The sequence below is a fragment of the Oerskovia flava genome, assembly GCF_026163685.1.
In the GTDB taxonomy this organism is placed as follows: Bacteria; Actinomycetota; Actinomycetes; order Actinomycetales; family Cellulomonadaceae; genus Oerskovia_A; species Oerskovia_A flava.
Map to the genome: position 1 here is coordinate 34,201 of NZ_JAOXSR010000007.1, position 18,267 is coordinate 52,467.

General features: G+C 71.9%; 18 protein-coding genes. 10 read left to right on the top strand and 8 right to left on the bottom strand.

Features of this window, described 5'->3' with window-relative positions; genetic code table 11:
- Positions 1-110 precede the first annotated feature (110 nt).
- From pstC to pstB, 3 genes are all read left to right on the top strand, one after another.
- Positions 111-1,103: a phosphate ABC transporter permease subunit PstC gene (gene pstC, locus OHL10_RS12275; RefSeq protein ID WP_265522508.1), complete on the top strand. Its 993-nt coding sequence runs from the start codon at positions 111-113 to the stop codon at positions 1,101-1,103.
- Between the two features lie 77 nt (positions 1,104-1,180).
- The gene (gene pstA, locus OHL10_RS12280) at positions 1,181-2,083 is read left to right on the top strand and encodes a phosphate ABC transporter permease PstA (RefSeq protein ID WP_265522670.1); all 903 of its coding nucleotides are present in this window, start codon (positions 1,181-1,183) and stop codon (positions 2,081-2,083) included.
- Positions 2,084-2,134: 51 nt separating this feature from the next.
- On the top strand, positions 2,135-2,914 hold the full coding sequence (gene pstB / locus OHL10_RS12285) for a phosphate ABC transporter ATP-binding protein PstB (RefSeq protein ID WP_265522509.1): 780 nt from the start codon (positions 2,135-2,137) through the stop codon (positions 2,912-2,914).
- A 161-nt stretch (positions 2,915-3,075) separates the two neighbouring features.
- Here pstB and OHL10_RS12290 read toward each other — a convergent pair whose 3' ends face one another.
- Together OHL10_RS12290 and OHL10_RS12295 are read right to left on the bottom strand one after the other, a co-directional pair.
- Positions 3,076-3,600: a septum formation family protein gene (locus tag OHL10_RS12290; protein ID WP_265522510.1), complete on the bottom strand. Its 525-nt coding sequence runs from the start codon at positions 3,598-3,600 to the stop codon at positions 3,076-3,078.
- A gap of 152 nt (positions 3,601-3,752) precedes the next feature.
- Entirely contained in the window at positions 3,753-4,238 is a 486-nt protein-coding gene (locus OHL10_RS12295; RefSeq protein WP_265522511.1) for a hypothetical protein, read from the bottom strand.
- 282 nt (positions 4,239-4,520) lie between these two features.
- Here OHL10_RS12295 and OHL10_RS12300 point away from each other — a divergent pair, with 282 nt between their 5' ends.
- Genes OHL10_RS12300 through ispF form a run of 3 tightly spaced genes read left to right on the top strand, consistent with a single transcriptional unit; the run spans position 4,521 to position 6,290 of the window.
- Positions 4,521-5,003 carry a CarD family transcriptional regulator gene (locus OHL10_RS12300; RefSeq protein WP_024841917.1) on the top strand — a complete coding sequence of 161 codons (483 nt, stop codon included), beginning with the start codon at positions 4,521-4,523 and terminating at the stop codon, positions 5,001-5,003.
- Between the two features lie 52 nt (positions 5,004-5,055).
- Entirely contained in the window at positions 5,056-5,790 is a 735-nt protein-coding gene (gene ispD / locus OHL10_RS12305; RefSeq protein WP_265522512.1) for a 2-C-methyl-D-erythritol 4-phosphate cytidylyltransferase, read from the top strand.
- Positions 5,787-6,290, top strand: a complete 504-nt coding sequence (gene ispF, locus OHL10_RS12310) for a 2-C-methyl-D-erythritol 2,4-cyclodiphosphate synthase (RefSeq protein WP_265522513.1) — start codon at positions 5,787-5,789, stop codon at positions 6,288-6,290. The genes ispD and ispF overlap by 4 nt, the downstream gene beginning before the upstream one ends.
- Before the next feature lie 83 nt (positions 6,291-6,373).
- Here ispF and OHL10_RS12315 read toward each other — a convergent pair whose 3' ends face one another.
- A complete protein-coding gene (locus OHL10_RS12315; RefSeq protein ID WP_265522514.1) occupies positions 6,374-7,045 on the bottom strand; it encodes a hypothetical protein in 672 nt (223 codons plus the stop codon).
- 155 nt (positions 7,046-7,200) lie between these two features.
- Between OHL10_RS12315 and OHL10_RS12320 the strand changes: the two genes are divergently transcribed.
- The gene (locus tag OHL10_RS12320; RefSeq protein WP_265522515.1) at positions 7,201-7,800 is read left to right on the top strand and encodes a TetR/AcrR family transcriptional regulator; all 600 of its coding nucleotides are present in this window, start codon (positions 7,201-7,203) and stop codon (positions 7,798-7,800) included.
- Here the strand turns inward: OHL10_RS12320 and OHL10_RS12325 are convergent.
- Positions 7,767-9,173: a D-arabinono-1,4-lactone oxidase gene (locus OHL10_RS12325; protein ID WP_425499008.1), complete on the bottom strand. Its 1,407-nt coding sequence runs from the start codon at positions 9,171-9,173 to the stop codon at positions 7,767-7,769. The genes OHL10_RS12320 and OHL10_RS12325 overlap by 34 nt on opposite strands.
- Positions 9,174-9,273: 100 nt before the next feature.
- Here OHL10_RS12325 and OHL10_RS12330 point away from each other — a divergent pair, with 100 nt between their 5' ends.
- The 3 genes from OHL10_RS12330 to rlmB all read left to right on the top strand — a co-directional run bounded on the left by OHL10_RS12330 (position 9,274) and on the right by rlmB (position 13,056).
- The gene (locus tag OHL10_RS12330) at positions 9,274-10,488 is read left to right on the top strand and encodes an alanine racemase (protein ID WP_265522517.1); all 1,215 of its coding nucleotides are present in this window, start codon (positions 9,274-9,276) and stop codon (positions 10,486-10,488) included.
- 70 nt (positions 10,489-10,558) lie between these two features.
- A complete protein-coding gene (gene cysS / locus OHL10_RS12335; protein ID WP_265522518.1) occupies positions 10,559-12,007 on the top strand; it encodes a cysteine--tRNA ligase in 1,449 nt (482 codons plus the stop codon).
- A gap of 35 nt (positions 12,008-12,042) precedes the next feature.
- A complete protein-coding gene (gene rlmB / locus OHL10_RS12340; RefSeq protein ID WP_265522519.1) occupies positions 12,043-13,056 on the top strand; it encodes a 23S rRNA (guanosine(2251)-2'-O)-methyltransferase RlmB in 1,014 nt (337 codons plus the stop codon).
- 66 nt (positions 13,057-13,122) lie between these two features.
- Here the strand turns inward: rlmB and OHL10_RS12345 are convergent, their stop codons facing one another.
- The 4 genes from OHL10_RS12345 to OHL10_RS12360 form a co-directional block, all read right to left on the bottom strand.
- Positions 13,123-14,379 (bottom strand): DUF4032 domain-containing protein, encoded by a 1,257-nt coding sequence (locus tag OHL10_RS12345; RefSeq protein WP_425499003.1) that lies wholly within the window; start codon positions 14,377-14,379, stop codon positions 13,123-13,125.
- A gap of 123 nt (positions 14,380-14,502) precedes the next feature.
- Positions 14,503-15,627, bottom strand: coding sequence for an ABC transporter ATP-binding protein (locus OHL10_RS12350; RefSeq protein WP_265522520.1), 1,125 nt, complete (start codon positions 15,625-15,627; stop codon positions 14,503-14,505).
- A gap of 206 nt (positions 15,628-15,833) precedes the next feature.
- Positions 15,834-16,673, bottom strand: a complete 840-nt coding sequence (gene otsB / locus OHL10_RS12355) for a trehalose-phosphatase (RefSeq protein ID WP_265522521.1) — start codon at positions 16,671-16,673, stop codon at positions 15,834-15,836.
- A 58-nt stretch (positions 16,674-16,731) separates the two neighbouring features.
- A complete protein-coding gene (locus OHL10_RS12360) occupies positions 16,732-18,168 on the bottom strand; it encodes an alpha,alpha-trehalose-phosphate synthase (UDP-forming) (protein WP_265522522.1) in 1,437 nt (478 codons plus the stop codon).
- Between the last annotated feature and the right edge of the window lie 99 nt (positions 18,169-18,267).

Here is an 18,267-nt window from a genome sequence, read left to right on the forward strand (position 1 = left end):
CATCAGCACCACCGATGCGCCGACGCCGGTGGTCGGGTCCTGTGGGACCTGGCCGCCGGCTGCGGCGTGACAGCACACCGATCCGCACCCCGACCTGCACGGGAGCTTGAGTGACTACCACCGCACCTCCGCCCGCCGCACCGCCAGCGGCACGTCGGCGACGTCGTCGCACGACTTCTGACACGGGCCTGAGCCGTGTCTTCCGCTGGCTGTCCACCGGTGCCGGAGCGCTCATCCTGCTCGTCCTCGCCGCCGTCGCGATCTTCCTCCTCATCGAGGCGTGGCCCGCCATCAGCGCCGGGGGCGACGAGCTCTCCGCGCGCGTCAGCTGGTTCCCCGAGGACGCGAACCTCGTCACCTTCGTGGGGCCGCTGGTCTTCGGCACGCTGCTCGCCGCAGCGCTGGCCCTGGCCATCGCGACCCCGCTCGCCGTCGGTATCGCCCTCTTCATCTCGCACTACGCTCCCCGCCGCCTCGCGAGCGCGCTCGGGTACGTCGTCGACCTGCTGGCGGCCATCCCTTCCGTGGTCTACGGGCTGTGGGGCGCGCTGACGTTCGCCCCCCTCGTCTACCCCGTGTGGGACTGGCTGGCGAGCACGCTCGGGTGGTTCCCGCTCTTCGCCGGACCGGCCTCCCAGCCGCCGCGCGTCATGCTCACGGTGGCCGTCGTCCTCGCGGCGATGATCCTGCCGATCATCACGGCCGTCTGCCGCGAGGTCTTCCTCCAGACGCCGCGCCTGCACGAGGAAGCCGCGCTCGCGCTGGGCGCGACCCGGTGGGAGATGGTGCGCACCGCGGTGCTGCCGTTCGCCCGCTCGGGCATCGTCTCGGCGTCGATGCTCGGCCTCGGTCGAGCGCTCGGCGAGACGATGGCGGTCCTCATGATCCTGTCCCCGGGGACGCTCTACTCGTTCGCGGTCCTCCAAGCAGGTCAGCAGCAGACGATCGCGGCCAACATCGCCGCCCAGTACCCCGAGGCGCCGCCGCTCGGTGTGAGCACGCTCATCGCCACCGGCCTCGCCCTGTTCGTGATCACCATGGCCGTCAACATGGCCGCCCGCGCGATCGTCGCGCGCCGCAAGGACTTCTCGGGGGCCAACTGATGAGCACCACCGTCGAGCACCTCCCGGGCGACAGCACCCCGGGCCAGGACCAGGACCGCAGCGCATCGGTCCGCGCGATGCTCAAGGGCGCCGACGCGCGTCGCAAGCGCACCGACCGAGGCATGACGGTCATGGTGTACCTGGCCTTCGCGCTGGCGATGGTCCCGTTGATCTCCGTCTCCTGGACCGTGCTGTCGAACGGCATCGAGCGGTTCAACCTGTACTTCCTCACCAACTCGATGCGTGGCGTCTTCGGGGGCATCGACGCCGGCGGCATCTACCACGCGATCGTCGGCACGGTGCAGATCACGCTCGCCGCGGCCGTCATCTCGGTGCCGATCGGCATCCTCGCTGCCGTCTACCTCGTCGAGTACGGGCGTGGGCTGCTCGCCCGGTCGGTGACGTTCTTCGTGGACGTCATGACCGGTATCCCCTCGATCGTGGCGGGACTGTTCGCCTACGCACTCTTCGCCGTGTTCTTCGGACCGGGCATCCGGATGGGCATCGTCGGTGCTGTCGCGCTGTCGGTCCTCATGATCCCGGTCGTGGTCCGGTCCACCGAGGAGATGCTCAAGCTCGTGCCCAACGAGCTGCGGGAGGCGTCCTACGCGCTCGGTGTCCCCAAGTGGCTCACGGTCGTCAAGGTCGTGCTGCGCACCTCCGTCGCCGGCATCGTCACGGGCGTCATGCTCTCGATCGCCCGCGTCATCGGGGAGACCGCACCGCTGCTCATCACGGTCGGTGTGATCGACTCGATCAACAACAACCTCTTCGAGGGCCGCATGATGACGCTGCCCGTGTACGTCTATCGTCAGTACCAGCAGGGTTACGTCCCCTGCGCGGCGGACGCCGCGGACTGCATCTCGACCATCAACTTCGACCGGGCGTGGGCAGCCGCGCTGACGCTGATCCTCATCGTCATGGCGCTCAACCTCCTGGCCCGGCTGATCTCCCGGTACTTCTCGCCGAAGCTGCGCTGACCGCGCACCGCACACCCGACAGACTTCCGCACCACCTGACAGGACGGACCGATGGCACAGCGCATCGACGTGAAGGATCTCAACATCTACTACGGTGACTTCCTCGCCGTGGAGGACGTCTCGATGACGATCGAGCCGCGCTCGGTGACGGCGTTCATCGGCCCCTCCGGCTGCGGGAAGTCGACGTTCATCCGGACCCTCAACCGCATGCACGAGGTGATCCCCGGCGCTCGGGTCGAGGGTACGGTCGCCATGGAGGGCGTGGACCTGTACGGCGACGAGGTGGACCCGGTCGCGGTCCGCCGCCAGGTCGGCATGGTCTTCCAGCGCCCGAACCCGTTCCCGACGATGTCGATCAAGGAGAACGTGCTCGCCGGGGTCAAGCTCAACAACAAGCGGATCTCGAAGTCCGACGCCGACGCGCTGGTCGAGTCCTCGCTGCGTGGCGCGAACCTCTGGAACGAGGTCAAGGACCGCCTCGACCGGCCGGGCTCGGGCTTGTCCGGCGGGCAGCAGCAGCGTCTGTGCATCGCCCGGGCGATCGCGGTCAAGCCCCAGGTGCTCCTCATGGACGAGCCCTGCTCGGCTCTCGACCCGATCTCCACGCTCGCGATCGAGGACCTCATCGCCGAGCTGAAGAACGACTACACGATCGTGATCGTCACGCACAACATGCAGCAGGCCGCACGGGTCAGCGACCGGACGGCGTTCTTCAACATCGCCGGGACCGGCATGCCGGGCAAGCTCATCGAGATGGGCGACACCGCGACCATGTTCTCCTCGCCCACCCAGCAGGCGACGGAGGACTACATCTCGGGCCGTTTCGGGTAGGTCCCCCGACGGCCGAGAACGACCTTGGCGTCGTTCTGCGGCCCTTCACGGCACCGATCCCGTGTTCGGCGGCGAGCAGGGTCGTGGTCGGCGGTGTACGCGTTGGCGGAGCGGCATCGAGAGAGCGGAGCGGCTCCGGCGAGCGGCTCAGAGGGAGCGGCTCAGCGCCCGGAGCCGGCCAGGCTGCCGGTGACCAGCTCCGGGGCGGTGTCGAGCACGCACTGCACGACGCGGTCGTCCAGGGCCTGCCACCCGGCCTCGAGCGGGGTCATCGACCAGAAGTAGAGCTCCGAGTCCTCGTAGGCGACGCCGACGAAGGGCTCGAACTCGGCGATGCAGAACTCGTCCGCCCGGGCGTTGACGGCGTCGGCACCCGGGAAGTCGCCCGCCGGGAGCTCGAGCTCGGCGTAGATCTCGCCGTCGTGGGGGTCACTGCAGGGGACGACGGGCAGCGACTCGATCTCGCCCGCGCTCTCTGCCGACTGGTCGAGGCAGTCACCCACCTGCAACGAGAACACGTCAGCCTGCGAGGCCGCGGTGATCTGCCCGCCGGGCTCGTCGCGCTGCGCGTCCGCGGCGCCTCCGAGCGCGTTCTGGATCGCTCCGCAGCCGGAGAGCAGGGCGACGGCCGCAAGGCTCGCGACGAGGGTGGTGACGGAACGCCGCGCGGCGCTGCTGGGGTTCACTGAGGTGTCCTTCGACCTGGGGGCGGCTCTGGTGGCCGTCCGACGGGCGCAAGGATAGGCCCTGGTGGGACCCCGTGGAAGGGCTTTGCGCGGGCGGTACGTCGATGTCCGGCCGAGCCGGTCGACGGCGGGCCGGACGCCCCGGCGACGGGCTACGGCAGGAGGACCTCGGAGTACTCCGGGAGGGTGCCGTCGAGCACCGGGATGGACACCGTCGTGGAGTCGCCTGCGCTCGAGCTGACGGTCGCGGGGATCATGCTCCCGGGGGCCCCGGGCACGCTACCGATCTCCACGTCGACGCCGCCCTCGGCCCCGATCAGGAGCGTCTCGCCGGCGGACACGACGATCTCGACCGATTCGCCGACGTCCGGTGCGACCAGGATGGCGACGTCCTCGCCGGAGTCGTTCGACAGTGCGCCGAGCATGACCCCGGGCTCGCCCTCGGCCGTCGTGACGAACATGAGGTTGAGCGCGCGGACGTCGTCCGTCAGGTCCACCCGCACCCCGTCCGACGGGGAGTAGGGGTTGTTGGTGGTGATGGGCGCGCACGCGGCGAGCGCGAGGGCGCTGGCCGCGGCGACGGGCAGTGCGAGACGGCGCAGGGTCCGGGAGGCTCGTCGGGGCTGGGTGCGGGTCACGTGCTCTCCAATGCGCGAAGGGGCCGAACAGGTCCGCGGCGGGACGCCCACCGGGGCAGACCGTGCTCCAGCCTAGTCGGTGGACGGGGCCGCGCGGTGCACCGTCCGTCCGACAAGACCAGCATGTGCCGTCTGAGCGGTTCAGGTGAGTCGGCATCTCCGTCGAACACGGCGCTGACCTGCGACGATGTGTTCGAGGAGGGTGCGCCGGAGGCGTCCGGGACTCGGAATGGGCGTCTCGCCCGTGGTAAGGTTGACCTCCGCGAAAGGGGACATCCACAGATGACGTTCACAGTAGGCGAGACCGTTGTCTACCCGCACCACGGTGCCGCTCTGATCGAAGAGATCAAGACCCGCACGATCCGCGGAGAGGACAAGATCTACCTCAAGCTCAAGGTGGCCCAGGGTGATCTGACCATCGAGGTACCGGCGGAGAACGTCGACCTCGTCGGTGTGCGCGACGTCGTCGGCCAGGAAGGTCTGGACCGCGTCTTCGAGGTGCTTCGTGCACCATACACCGAGGAGCCGACCAACTGGTCGCGCCGGTACAAGGCCAACCTCGAGAAGCTCGCCTCCGGCGATGTGATCAAGGTGGCCGAGGTCGTCCGGGACCTGTCCCGTCGCGACGCTGACCGTGGCCTGTCCGCAGGGGAGAAGCGCATGCTCTCGAAGGCGCGCCAGATCCTCGTCTCCGAGCTGGCTCTGGCCGAGCACACCGAGGAGGAGAAGGCCGAGGCCATCCTCGACGAGGTGCTCGCGTCCTGATCCGACGTGACCGACGCGCGGGGACAACTCGCGCGTCGGCTACGGTGTGCGCGTGACCACCCTCGCGATCCTCACGGCAGCAGGTTCCGGGACACGACTCGGGATGGACGTGCCGAAGGCGCTCGTCGAGCTCGAGGGTCTTCCCCTCGTCGTGCACGCGGCCCGTCGTCTGAGCGCCTCCGGCGTGGTCGACTCGATCATCGTCACCTGCCCGCGCGGCCTCCAGCAGACCATGACTGCGCTCGTCGCCGACGACGAGCGGACCTCCGTCCCCGTCCAGGTCGTCGAGGGTGCCGGCACCCGGCAGGCCTCCGTCCGAGCGGGGCTCGCCCTGGCGGGCCCGGACGTCGGCGTGGTCCTCGTGCACGACGCCGCCCGCCCCCTCGCCCCTGCCGACCTCGTCCGCCGCGTGGTCTCCGCGGTCCTCGCGGGCCGTGGCGCCGTCGTCCCAGGCCTCGCGGTGACGGACACCGTCAAGGAGGTCGCCTCGTCCCCGGACCGGGCGGCCGAGCGGGTCGTGCGGACCGTGGACCGGACGCTCCTGCGGTCCGTGCAGACACCTCAGGGGTTCGCGCGGACGCTCCTCGACCGTGCCCACGACAGCGCCGTCGACCGCTCCGCCGACGAGGGGACCGCCGCCAGCGACGACGCAGGACTGGTGGAGGCGCTCGGGGAGGAGGTCCACGTGGTCGCGGGCGACGAGCTCGCGATGAAGGTCACCACCCACCGCGACCTGCTCGTCGCCGCCGCGCTCCTCGCGGACCCGACAGACCTGGAGGCCCGATGACCGACACTGCGCCGCTGATGCCCCGCACCGGGATCGGGGTCGACGTGCACGCCTACGCCGCGGACGACGAGCCTCGGCCGTTGTGGCTGGGTGGCCTGCACTGGCCGGGAGAGCGAGGGCTGGCCGGGCACTCTGACGCCGACGTCGCCGCGCACGCGGCGGCCGATGCGCTGTTCTCGGCCGCGGGCCTGGGTGACCTCGGGTCCAACTTCGGCACGGGGGAGCCGCGGTGGTCGGGTGCCAGCGGGTCGGCCCTCCTCGCCGAGGCGGCACACCGTGTCCGGTCCGCAGGCTTCGTGATCGGCAACGTCGCGGTACAGGTGGTCGGCAACCGTCCCAAGATCGGTCCGCGGCGCGCGGAAGCCGAGCGCGCGCTCTCCGAGGCGGCCGGCGCTCCGGTCACGATCAGCGCCACGACGACCGACGGGCTCGGCCTCACCGGTCGGGGCGACGGCGTCGCGGCCGTCGCCACCGCGCTCGTCGCGCCCCGGCCGGCCTGATCGACCCGTCCGGCAGGATCGGTCGGGCGCGCGCACGGCCACGCTCGGCCCTCAGACGTCCGCAACCGCCCCTTGCGGTGACCTCAACCGGCCTCGGTGGCCTCGGGGGCCCCGGCGAGGCTCTCCAGCACGCTGAAGGCCTCGAGGGCGCCGTCCTGGTCGCCGTCGGCGGCGGACGCGGTGAGGAGGGCGAACGCCCCGCCCTGTGCGTCCAGCTCGACGACGACCACGACCTGGTCCACGACCACCGCGCGCGTCGCGGCGCCCGGCGCGGCGCTCGGGGAGGTGTACGTCCCCGAGACGGAGTAGGCGGGCAGGCCGGCGAGCTCGGTGGGCCCCGTCCCCGCCTCGTCGACGTCCCATCCGGGCAGGGTCTCGGCGTACGCGGTCGTGGCGGCGCCCTGGTCGGCGAGCGTCCCGGCGCCGACCGTCCGGGTGGTCACCACGACGTTCGACCGGAACCCTCGGTCACCGAAGCCGTCGTCCGCCCGCAGGGTCAGCCGTCCGTCGCGCTCGGACGGTGACCAGCCGTCCGGGGCGGTCACTGTCCACGATCCGGACGCCCCGGGGAGCGGGATCGCGCCCGGCGTCCCCGCCGTTCCGTCGGCGCCGTCCACCTGGTCTCGGGTGTCGTCTGGGCCGCCGCCGCCGGGGCCGACGTCTGCGCCGCAGCCCACGAGCGCGAGGGTGCCGAGCAGCGCGCCGACCAGAGGTCGTGCGGCGCGTGCCGTGCGGCGGCGCTGTCCCTGGGTCATGTCGTCCTCTCTGCGGGGCTGTCGGAGGTGTCCGTCCAGGACCCCGGTGATCGTTCCAGCGTGCCATGTTGCTCCGCCGGCCATAAAATCGTCTTGAGTGCGTCGAACTGACGGAAATGTTTGACTTTCACAAGATCGACACCTGGGATGGCGGCATGAACCGGATGTCAGTCGAAGAGCGTCGAGTCCAGCTGATCGATGCCGCGATGACGATCGCCGTCCGAGAGGGCGTCGAAGGCATCACGATCCGTGGGGTCGCGGCCGAGGCCGGGGTCTCGCTCGGCGTGGTGCACTACTGCTTCGAGGACAAGGACGACCTCCTGCGGGCGATGGGCAACAGCCTCGCTCTCGTCGCCTCGGACCCGGTGCGTGACGCGCTGTCCGCCGGCACCGACGTCAAGACGATCATGCACGCCGCGGCCGACGGGCTGTGGGAAGGGTTGACGCCGCGTCGGCACATGCGTCTGCTGACCTTCGAGTTCGCGACGGCGGGTGCACGCAGCCGTGCGCTGCGTTCGGTCGCCGAGGCGCACCTCACCCAGACGATCGACATGACGCAGGGAATCCTCGACGAGATCGCGCGGGTCGCGGGGGTCACCTACTCGATCGAGTCGCGCTTCCTCGCGCGGCTCGTCGCCGGCTACATCGACGGGATCGAGATCGCCTGGCTCGTCTCGCAGGACGACGACGTCGCGGTCGCGAGCTTCCACGCCCTGGCGGACTACGTCCACTCGTTGGTCGTCGAACCGGAGTAGCCCGGCCGGCCCAGGACGCGATCGGTGTAGTCGTTCGCGAAGACACCGCGCGGGTCGGCGGTGTCCCGTACCGCCCGGAAGTCCTCGAAGCGCGGGTAGAGCTGTCCGAGCCGTCCGGCATCGAGGCCGTGCAGCTTGCCCCAGTGAGGTCGGCCCCCTCTCTCGGTCATGATCCGCTCGACGGCGGCGAAGTAGCGGGCGTACGGCAGCCGCGCGTACTGGTGCACCGCGACGTACGCCGTCGGGCGGCCGTGGGCGGTCGAGAGCCACACGTCGTCGGCCGCGGCGAAGCGCACCTCCACCGGGAACGGCACGTGCTCGCCGGACGTGCGCAACCAGTCCTCGACGGCGCCCAGGGCGTCCGCGAGGTGCTCGCGCCCGATCGCATACTCCATCTCGCGGAACCGCACGCGCCTGCTCGTCACGAAGACCTCGTGCGACGGCGCGACGTAGGTCCGCGGTGCGAGGGCACGGGCCGAGACGGCGTTGAGCCGCGCGGTCGCGCGCGGCAGCGCCGTGGCGACGCGGTTCACGACCTCGAACGCGCCGTTGGACAGCAGCTCCTCGTCGATCCACGTCCGCGCCCGGGCCACGGTCCCGGGGCCGTGGTCCGCGAGGCGCCGGACGGCAGCGGCCTCCTCATCGGGGGACAGGCGGTTGTTGCGCTTCGTGAGCGCACGCCGGGTGTGCGGGAACCAGTAGAACTCGACGTGGTCGTTGGCGTCGACGAGCCCGTCCGGACCGTCGAGCTCGGCCAGCACACGGTCGAGCGGCCACGGCTCCTCCTGGGCGCGCAGCAGGAACGCGGGCACGACCTCGAGGGTCACCGACGACAGGATCCCTGTGGTGCCCAGGCCGAGGCGGCTCGCGGCGAACAGCTCGGGGTGACGGGCCTCGTCGGCGTCGACGACCGAACCGTCGGCCCCCACGACCCGCAGCCCGCGCACGGCCGTGCAGAGCCCGCCGAGGCGCGCCCCCGTCCCGTGGGTACCGGTGGAGATCGCCCCCGCGACCGACTGCCGGTCGATGTCCCCGAGGTTGCGCATCGCGAGCCCTGCCGCGGCGAGGACCTCGTTGAGGCGGTGCAGGCGCATGCCCGCCCCGACCGTGACCTCGACCCCGCTCCGGGTCCGTGCGATCCGCTCGACCATCGCGAGCCGGTCCAGGTCGAGCAGCAGGCCGTCGGTCACGGCTGCCGGGGTGAACGAGTGCCCCGCGCCGACCGCGCGCACGCGCAGCCCGTCCTCGGCGGCGCCCGCGACCAGGGCGCTCAGCTCGGCCTCGTCGGCGGGGGAGGCCCGACGCCTGGGGGTGGCGGAGGTGGTGCGCGCCCAGTTGGTCCAGGTCGAGGAGCTCGGGCGCCCGCGCGTGATGCTCGTCACGTCCGGCACTATCTCACGACGGCGCTCGGCCGTGCTCCGGCGCGCTCTGCCGCGACGGTGCGGCCGGCCCGGTCGGCGGTAGGTTCCTCCTATGACCACGCACCTGACGCCCCGGACGCTCGGGGAGCGGCTCACCGCCGCGACCGCGGGACGCGGCGCGCCGATCGCCGTCGTGGACCTCGACCTCTTCGATCACAACGCCGCGGAGCTCGTCGAGCGGACGAGCGGATCTCCGGTGCGGATCGCTTCGAAGTCCGTGCGGGTGCGGTCGCTGCTTGACCGCGCGCTCGCCGTCCCGGGCACCGCCGGGGTCATGGCGTACTCGCTCGCGGAGGCGTTGTGGCTCGTCGACGGTGGCACCCGCGACGTGTTGGTCGCCTACCCGAGCGTCGACAGGGAGGCGCTCGCACGGCTCGTGGCGAGCCCGGCGGCGCTGCGCGAGATCACCGTGATGATCGACAGCCCGGCACACCTCGACCTCGTGACCGCGGCCTCGCGCGGCGCGAGCGACCTGCCCGTGCAGGTCTGCCTCGACGTCGACGCGTCGCTGCGGCCGGGCCTCGGTCCGTGGACCGCGCACCTCGGTGCCCGGCGTTCGCCCGTGCACACCCCCGCGCAGGCCGCGACGCTCGCGGCGGCGGTGGCCGCGACGCCCGGGGTCCGGCTGCGCGGGGTGATGTTCTACGAGGCGCAGGTCGCCGGCCTGCCGGACACGCGGCTGGCGGTGCGGCTCGTCAAGCGGGCGTCCGTGCGAGACCTCGCGACGCGCCGGGCCGCCGTGGTCGCGGCGGTGCAGGACGTCGTCGGGCACCCCGTGACGCTCGTCAACTCCGGCGGCACCGGCTCGCTCGAGACTTCCGCCGCCGACCCGGCCGTGACCGAGGTGACGGCCGGGTCCGGGCTGTTCGCCCCGGGTCTGTTCGACGGTTACCGCGCCTTCTCGGCACGCCCGGCCGCGTTCTTCGGGCTCGACGTCGTGCGCGTCCCCGCACCGGGGTGGGCTACCGCGTTCGGCGGGGGCTACGTCGCCTCGGGCCCGGCCGGGCGCTCGCGCCTGCCGCGGCGCGCGGAGGACGACGGCTGGGAGCTCACCCGGGCGGAGGCGGCGGGCGAGGTGCAGACCCCGCTGCGCCGTCGCGGCCGCGGCGACGGTCGCCCCTCGCTCGAGATCGGTGACCGGGTGTGGTTCCGCCACGCGAAGGCCGGGGAGCTCATGGAGCGCTTCGACCAGGTGCACCTCGTCCGCGGGACCCGGGTCGTCGACGTCGTCCCCACCTACCGCGGGGAGGGCAGGTCCTTCGGGTAGCGCCGGCCGCCGCGGGTGATCCTGCCCGCCGGTTCGGCCTCGCAGGACGTGCGCCGGTACCCTTGCGGGCGTGACCCTTCGCCTGTTCGACACCGCCACGCGGGACGTGCGCGACTTCGCGCCCCTGACCCCGGGCGAGGTCGGCATCTACCTGTGCGGGGCCACGGTGCAGGCTGCACCGCACATCGGGCACATGCGGTCGGCCGTCGCGTTCGACGTGCTCGTGCGGTGGCTGAGCCGCACGGGCTCGCGGGTCACCCTCGTCCGGAACGTCACCGACATCGACGACAAGATCCTCGCGAAGTCCGCCGAGGCCGGCGAGCCCTGGTGGGCCTGGGCCGCGACGTACGAGCGCGCGTTCAGCGCCGCCTACGACGCCCTGGGCGTCCTGCCGCCGACGGCGGAGCCGCGCGCGACCGGGCACGTCACCGACATGGTGGCGCTCATGGAGCGGCTCGTCGAGCGTGGCCACGCGTACGTCACGGGTCCGGGCGACGTGTGGTTCGACGTCCGCTCGTGGCCCGACTACGGGTCGCTGACGAACCAGCGGCTCGAGGACCTCTCCCCGGCCCCCGAGGACGTGGGCGAGACGTCCGGCACGGTCAAGCGCGACCCCCGCGACTTCGCGCTGTGGAAGGCGCCCAAGCCGGGCGAGCCCGGCACCGCCTCCTGGCCGACGCCGTTCGGCCGCGGCAGGCCGGGCTGGCACCTCGAGTGCTCGGCGATGGCGCGGCGCTACCTCGGCGACACGTTCGACATCCACGGGGGCGGCCTCGACCTGCGCTTCCCGCACCACGAGAACGAGCAGGCGCAGTCGCACGCGGCCGGCTACGGGTTCGCCCGGCACTGGTTGCACAGCGCCTGGGTCACCCAGGGCGGCACCAAGATGAGCAAGTCGCTCGGCAACGGGCTGCTGGTGCGCGAGGTCCTGGCGACGACCTCGCCCGCCGTGCTGCGGTACGCGCTCGCGTCCGTGCAGTACCGCTCGATGCTGGAGTGGACCGCCGACACGGTCGCGGAGGCGACGGCGACGTGGGAGCGCCTCGCCGGGTTCGTCCAACGCGCCACCGAGCGCGTCGGCGCCGTCGCCGCCGAGGAGGTCGCCGACGCCGAGCTGCCCACCGCCTTCGTCACCGCGATGGACGACGACCTCAACGTGCCCGCCGCGCTCGCCGCCGTCCACGAGCACCTGCGCGCCGGCAACTCCGCGCTGCAGGACCGCACCGCCGCCGCCGACACCGTCGCGCGGCACCACCTCGTCGCCCTGCGGGCGATGCTCGACGTCCTCGGCCTCGACCCCGGCTCCCCTCGGTGGGCCGACGAAGGGGACTCCCGCTACGCGGCGGCGCTCGACGCCGTCGTGTCCGCCGAGCTCGCGGCTCGCGCCGAGGCGCGCGCAGCCCGGGACTTCGCCACCTCCGACGCGATCCGGGACCGGCTCGCCGCCGCCGGCATCGTCGTCGAGGACTCCGCCGACGGTGCGCGCTGGACCCTTCCTGCGCGCTCGCCGGGCGCCTGACCATCTCACTGATCCACGACACGACGGGTACTCCCATGGCTGGCAACTCACAACGACGCGGCGCGACCCGCAAGGCCGGGTCCAAGAAGGCGGCGACCGCCGGTACCGGCGGAAAGGGCCGCAAGGCCCTCGAGGGTCGCGGCCCGACCCCGAAGGCGGAGGACCGCCCCTACCACCCGGCGCACAAGCGCAAGGTGCTCACCGAGAAGCGCTCGGCGCCCGAGCGCCCGAGCCGCGCACCGGCTCGCGCCGCGGGTGGCGAGCGCTCGGCCGGGCGTGGTCGAGGATCGGGCTCCCAGGAGGTCATCGCGGGCCGCAACGCGGTCCTCGAGGCGCTGCGTGCCCGGGTCCCCGTCTCGACCGTCTACCTGGCGTCGCGGCTCGACGGCGACGACCGGACCCGCGAGATCCTCAACATCGTCAACGGGCGCGGGTACGAGCTCGCCGAGGTCTCGCGGCAGGAGCTCGACCGGCTCACCGAGGGCTCGGTGCACCAGGGCGTGGTCATCAAGGTGCCGCCCTACGAGTACGCGGACGTCGACGACCTGCTCGACGCCGCGGCCGACGCCGGTGAGCCCGCCCTGATCATCGCGCTCGACGGGATCACGGACCCGCGCAACCTCGGCGCCGTCCTGCGCTCCGCGGGGGCGTTCGGTGCGCACGGCGTGCTCGTGCCCGAGCGTCGTGCGGCCGGTGTGACCGCCTCCGCGTGGAAGGTCTCCGCGGGTGCCGCCGCCCGGGTGCCGGTCGCTCGCGCGACCAACCTGGCGCGCTCCCTGGGCGAGCTCAAGCAGGCCGGGTGCTTCGTCGTCGGGCTCGACGCCGGTGGCACGACCGTCGTCCGCGACGTCGCCTTCGCGACAGACCCGCTGGTTCTCGTGGTGGGATCGGAGGGCAAGGGCCTCTCCCGGCTCGTGCGCGAGGCGTGCGACGTCGTCGCGTCGATCCCCATGAGCTCGGACGTCGAGTCGCTCAACGCGGGCGTCGCCGCCGGGATCACCCTGTACGAGGTCGCCGCGCTGCGCGCCGAGGGCGCCGAGAAGGCCTGATCCGAGCAGTCTGGTCCGAGCTGTCTGGTCCGAGCAGGTCCGGGCCGAGCGGCCCGGGCCGGCGGGTCAGCCGAAGAGCTCGTCGGTCTCGCCGGGCGCCAGGCCGAGGATCGCCTTCTCGTCGGGGCGGTGGCGCAGGACGTCGTCGACGTACGACTGCGTGGCCTCCGCCATCGGCACGTCCCGACCCGCGCGCTCCGAGGTGAACCAGCGGTGGTCGAGGATCTCGTGGAAGAGCTGCGCGGGCTCCAGCTTGCGCCGCAGGTCGCGCGGCACGGCCTGGATGGTGGGCTCGAAGACGCCGCTGAGCCAGTCGTGCGCGACGAACTCCTCGTCGTCGTTCTGCCGCTCGGCGGCGGCCCGGAACGAGTCGAGGTCGTTGAGCAGCCGCCGGGCCTGGTTCTCCTGCACGTCGAGGCCGGTCAGGCGCAGCAGCCGGCGGGAGTGGTGCCCGGCGTCGACGACCTTCGGTTGGATCTGCACGGTCGTGCCGTCGATGTCGGTGGTGATCGCGAGCTCGCCGACGTCGAAGCCGAGCGTGTTGAGCTGCTCGATGCGCGCAGCGACCCGCCAGCGCTCGTTCGAGTCGAACGACTCGGACACCGTCAGCGCCTCCCAGAGCTCGTTGTACCGCTCGACGAGCGCGTCGCCGATCGCGACCTCGTCGACGTCCTCGTCGAGCAGCTCGCCGGCGGCGAGGTCCATCAGCTCGCCGATGATGTTGGTCCGCGCGAGATCGAGGTCGTAGCTGCGCTGCCCGGGCGAGAGCTCACGGTGCAGGTCGCCGGTCTCGGCGTCGACGAGGAACGCCGCGAACGTCTCGGCGTCGCGCCGGAAGAGCGTGTTCGACAGGGACACGTCGCCCCAGTAGAAGCCCACGAGGTGCAGGCGGACGAGCAGCACGGCCAGCGCGTCGATGAGGCGCGTCGCGGTGTCCGGGCGCAGGGCCTGGCTGAACAGCGCGCGGTAGGGCAGCGAGAACTGCAGGTGCTCGGTGATGAGCACGGCCTCGAGGCGTTCGCCGTCCGCGTCCTTGCGGCCCGTGATGACCCCCACCGGGACGACGCTCGGTACCTCGAGCCGGCGGAGCTGGCGCAGCAGCTCGAACTCGCGGTACGCGACGCTCTCGCCGATCTCCTTGATCGCGATGACGCGGCCGGACAACCGTACGAACCGCACGATGTGCCGGGAGATTCCGCGCGGCAGCGCGGCGAGCGTCTCCGCGGGCCACTGCTCGAGCGGGATGTCCCAGGGCAGGTCGAGGAGGGCGGGGTCGGGGTTCGACGCCGTGATCTGTAGGTTCTGCACCGTCACGCCCCCCATTGTCCACTGATCGGCCGGCAGACGCGGGAGCGACCACGGGTGATCCCGGCGGGAACGCCCGACGGGGCGGGTCCGGCCGTGTGGCCGGACCCGCCCCGTCGTACGTACCGCGGGACCGTGAGGTCAGCTCAGACGCTCACCCGTGGCGGACGAGAACACGTGCGCCTGACCCGGGCGGATCGAGACGTACAGACGCTCGCCCTTCTGGGGCACGTTGCGGGGGTCGATGCGGACGATCACCTGGTTGTCGCCGGCGCCCGACGTCAGGTGGGCCTCGCTGGCGAGCTCGCCCTTGAGGGTGCCGTAGACGAACGCGTCGGAGCCGAGCTCCTCGACGATGTTGACCTCGACCGGGAAGGCGGACTCGGTGGCCTGGCCCACGACGTCGAGCGCCTCGGGTCGGAAGCCGACCGTGACGTGGCCCTTGTCGGCCTCGGTGACCTTGGCCAGCGTCTCGCGCTCGAGCGGGATACGGGCCGACCCGACCTGGGCAGCGCCGTCGGTGACGCTGAAGGTGGCCAGGTTCATCGCGGGCGAGCCGATGAAGCCGGCGACGAACACGTTCGCCGGGGTGTCGTACATGTCGCGGGGAGTGCCCACCTGCTGCAGGAGGCCGTCCTTGAGGACCGCGATCCGGTCGCCCATGGTGAGCGCCTCGGTCTGGTCGTGCGTGACGTAGACCGTGGTGACGCCGAGGCGGCGCTGGAGCGACGCGATCTGCGTACGGGTCTGGACGCGCAGCTTGGCGTCGAGGTTCGACAGCGGCTCGTCCATCAGGAAGACCTGGGGCTGACGCACGATGGCGCGGCCCATGGCCACACGCTGACGCTGACCACCGGAGAGCGCCTTCGGCTTGCGGTCGAGGTACTCGGTGAGGTCGAGGATCTTCGCCGCCTCCTCGACACGCTGGCGGATGTCCGCCTTCGGGTTGCCGGCGATCTTCAGGGCGAAGCCCATGTTGTCGGCGACCGACATGTGCGGGTACAGCGCGTAGTTCTGGAAGACCATCGCGATGTCGCGGTCCTTCGGCTGGACGTCCGTCACGTCGCGGTCACCGATGTAGATGTTGCCGCCGTTGACGTCCTCGAGGCCTGCGAGCATGCGCAGCGAGGTGGACTTTCCGCAGCCCGAGGGGCCGACGAGGACGAGGAACTCGCCGTCCTCCACGTGCAGGTTGAGCTGGTCCACTGCAGGACGCTCGGTCCCGGGGTAGAGCCGGGTTGCGTGGTCGTAGGTGACCGTAGCCATGATCAGGTACATCCCTCCACCGGCAGGTACGTGCCGGACGATCCGTTGTGTAGTGACGTGCCGTAGCTTTCACGACGAGCGTGTCTGCGGTGACACAGAAGAAGTCGGACCACGTCACGTCCCAGGTCTCCCCGGGACGGCCGTCGCTCGACCCCATCGTGATCCGCATCCTACTCCCCGTTGCTGAGTGCTGGGTCACACCCGGGTCACGATCGTGCGGCGTCGATCTCGAGCCGGTCGGCGATCACGGTGAGCACGGCGGCGGCGGCGTCCGGGTCGGCGACCCGGAACCGCGCGGCCGTCTCGCCCGACCCGACCTTGACGGTCAGGTCCTCCCGCTCGAGCACCTCGAAGGCCCGCTCGTCGGTCACGTCGTCGCCCATGTAGAACACCGTGCCGAGGCCGAGCTCGTCGCGCAGGGCCGTCAGGGCCACGCCCTTGGACGTGCTCGTGACGGCGATCTCCACCACGTCCTTGCCGCTCATCGTGTGCGCACCGAGCCCTTCGCCCAGCTCGACGGCTGCCCGGGCGGCGAGCGTGCCGTCCTCGGGCGCGCACCGCCGCGTGTGCAGGACGGCGGCCGAGGGCTTGTCCTCCACCCACGCGCCCTCCAGCGGGTCCGCGATCTGCGCGAGCCCCGTGCGCACGCGCCCCAGGAGCGCGCCCTCCTCCGCGGTCAGGTGGAACGGCACACGCTCCACGACCGTCGTCCCGTCGGGTGCCGCGTGGACGTCGGCCCGCTCTGCACCGTGGCTGCCCACGAGGAGGGTCCCCGCGGGTGGGTCCGTGAGCCGCGTCAGCGAGTCCAGGTTGCGGCCCGAGACCAGCGCGACGCGGACGCGGTCCGGCGCCGCCACCGCGAGCCGGCGCAGCGCGGCGTCCGCGGCGTCCGTGGGACGGGATGCCGACGGGTCGTCCACGAGCGGGGCCAGGACTCCGTCGAAGTCGCTCGCCACGAGCAGCGGCGGACCGCCCAGGGTGTCGTCCACGGCACGCTCGAGCGCGCCCCGCAGGTCCGTGGGCAGGTCGGGGTGATCGGTGGTCATCGTGCGGGGTGCCTCTCGTCAGGACGTCCGGTAGTGCGGGTCCTTCGCCCGGACGGGGTCAGACGTGGTCGGTGCGCGGGGGCATCGCGGTGAGCACGCCGAGGAAGGACTGCGACCAGCGTGCCACGTCGTCGTTGAGCACCTTGCGCCGCAGGCGTCGCATCCGCTTGCGCTGCTCCCGGCCGTCGAGGTGGGCGGCCGCGACGATGATGTCCTTCATGCCGTCGATGTCGTGCGGGTTGACCAGCAGCGCGCCGCTCGAGAGCTCGTCCGCCGCACCCGTGAACTCGGACAGCACGAGGGCGCCACGGTCGTCGGACCGGGCGGCGACGTACTCCTTCGCCACGAGGTTCATGCCGTCGCGCAGCGAGGTCACGAGCATGACGTCGGCGGCCAGGTAGAGGGCGGCCATCTCCTCGGGCGGATAGGAGTGGTGCAGGTAGTGGATCGCGGCGTGCCCGATCTCGGCGTACTCGCCGTTGATCCGTCCGACGAGACCCTCGACGTGCTCGCGCAGCTCGGCGTAGGCGTCGACGTTCTCCCGGCTGGGGCTCGCGACCTGCACGAGCGTGGCGTGCTCGACGTCGAGCCGGCCGTCCTGCAGCAGCTCGCCGTAGGCCTTGATGCGGTGCCGGATCCCCTTGGTGTAGTCGAGGCGGTCGACGCCCAGCATCATGATCTCGGGGTCACCGAGGTCCGACCGGATCTCGCGGGCGCGGGCCTGCACCTCCGGCGTCCGGGCGAGCTCGTCGAAGCGGCGGGAGTCGATCGAGATGGGGAACGCCGCGGCGCGCACGTGCCGCCCGGGCTTCCCGTCCGGACCGGTCGTCGAGATGATCGGTCCACGGGTCGTGTAGTCGGTGAGCCGGCGCACCGCCCGCACGAAGTTCGAGGCGTCACCCGCGCGCTGAAAGCCGATGAGGTCGGCGCCGAGGAGGCCGTCCACCACCTGGCGGCGCCACGGGAGCTGCTGGAAGAGCTCCAGGGGCGGGAACGGGATGTGGTTGAAGAACCCGATACGCAGGTCCGGGCGCAGCTCGCGCAGCATGCGGGGGACGAGCTGCAGCTGGTAGTCGTGCACCCAGACGATCGCGCCCTCTGCCGCTTGCGCAGCAGCCGCGTCGGCGAACCGCTGGTTGACCCGGCGGTAGGCGTCCCACCACGTGCGGTGGTAGGTGGGCGGCGAGATGACGTCGTGGTAGAGCGGCCACAGCGTGTCGTTCGAGAAGCCCTCGTAGTACCGCTCGACGTCGTCGGCGCTCAGGCTGACGGGCACGAGGCGCATGTCGTCGGCGTCGAACGGCTCCGCCTCGATGTCGGGCGCGCCGGACCAGCCCACCCAGGCGCCGTCGGCTCCCTGCATGACCGGTTCGAGCGCCGTGACCAGGCCTCCGGGCGAGCGCTTCCACGCGATGTCCCCGTCGTCGCCCACCGTGACGTCGACCGGCAGCCTGTTTGCCACCACGACGAGGTCGTACCCGCCTTTGCCTGACACTGGATATCTCCTTGGGTTGGTCTTGAACGATCCTCGAAACGACCCCTAGGTTAGCGTCCGGCTCGTTCGCTCGCCCATCAGCAGCACGTCTCGTCCGCG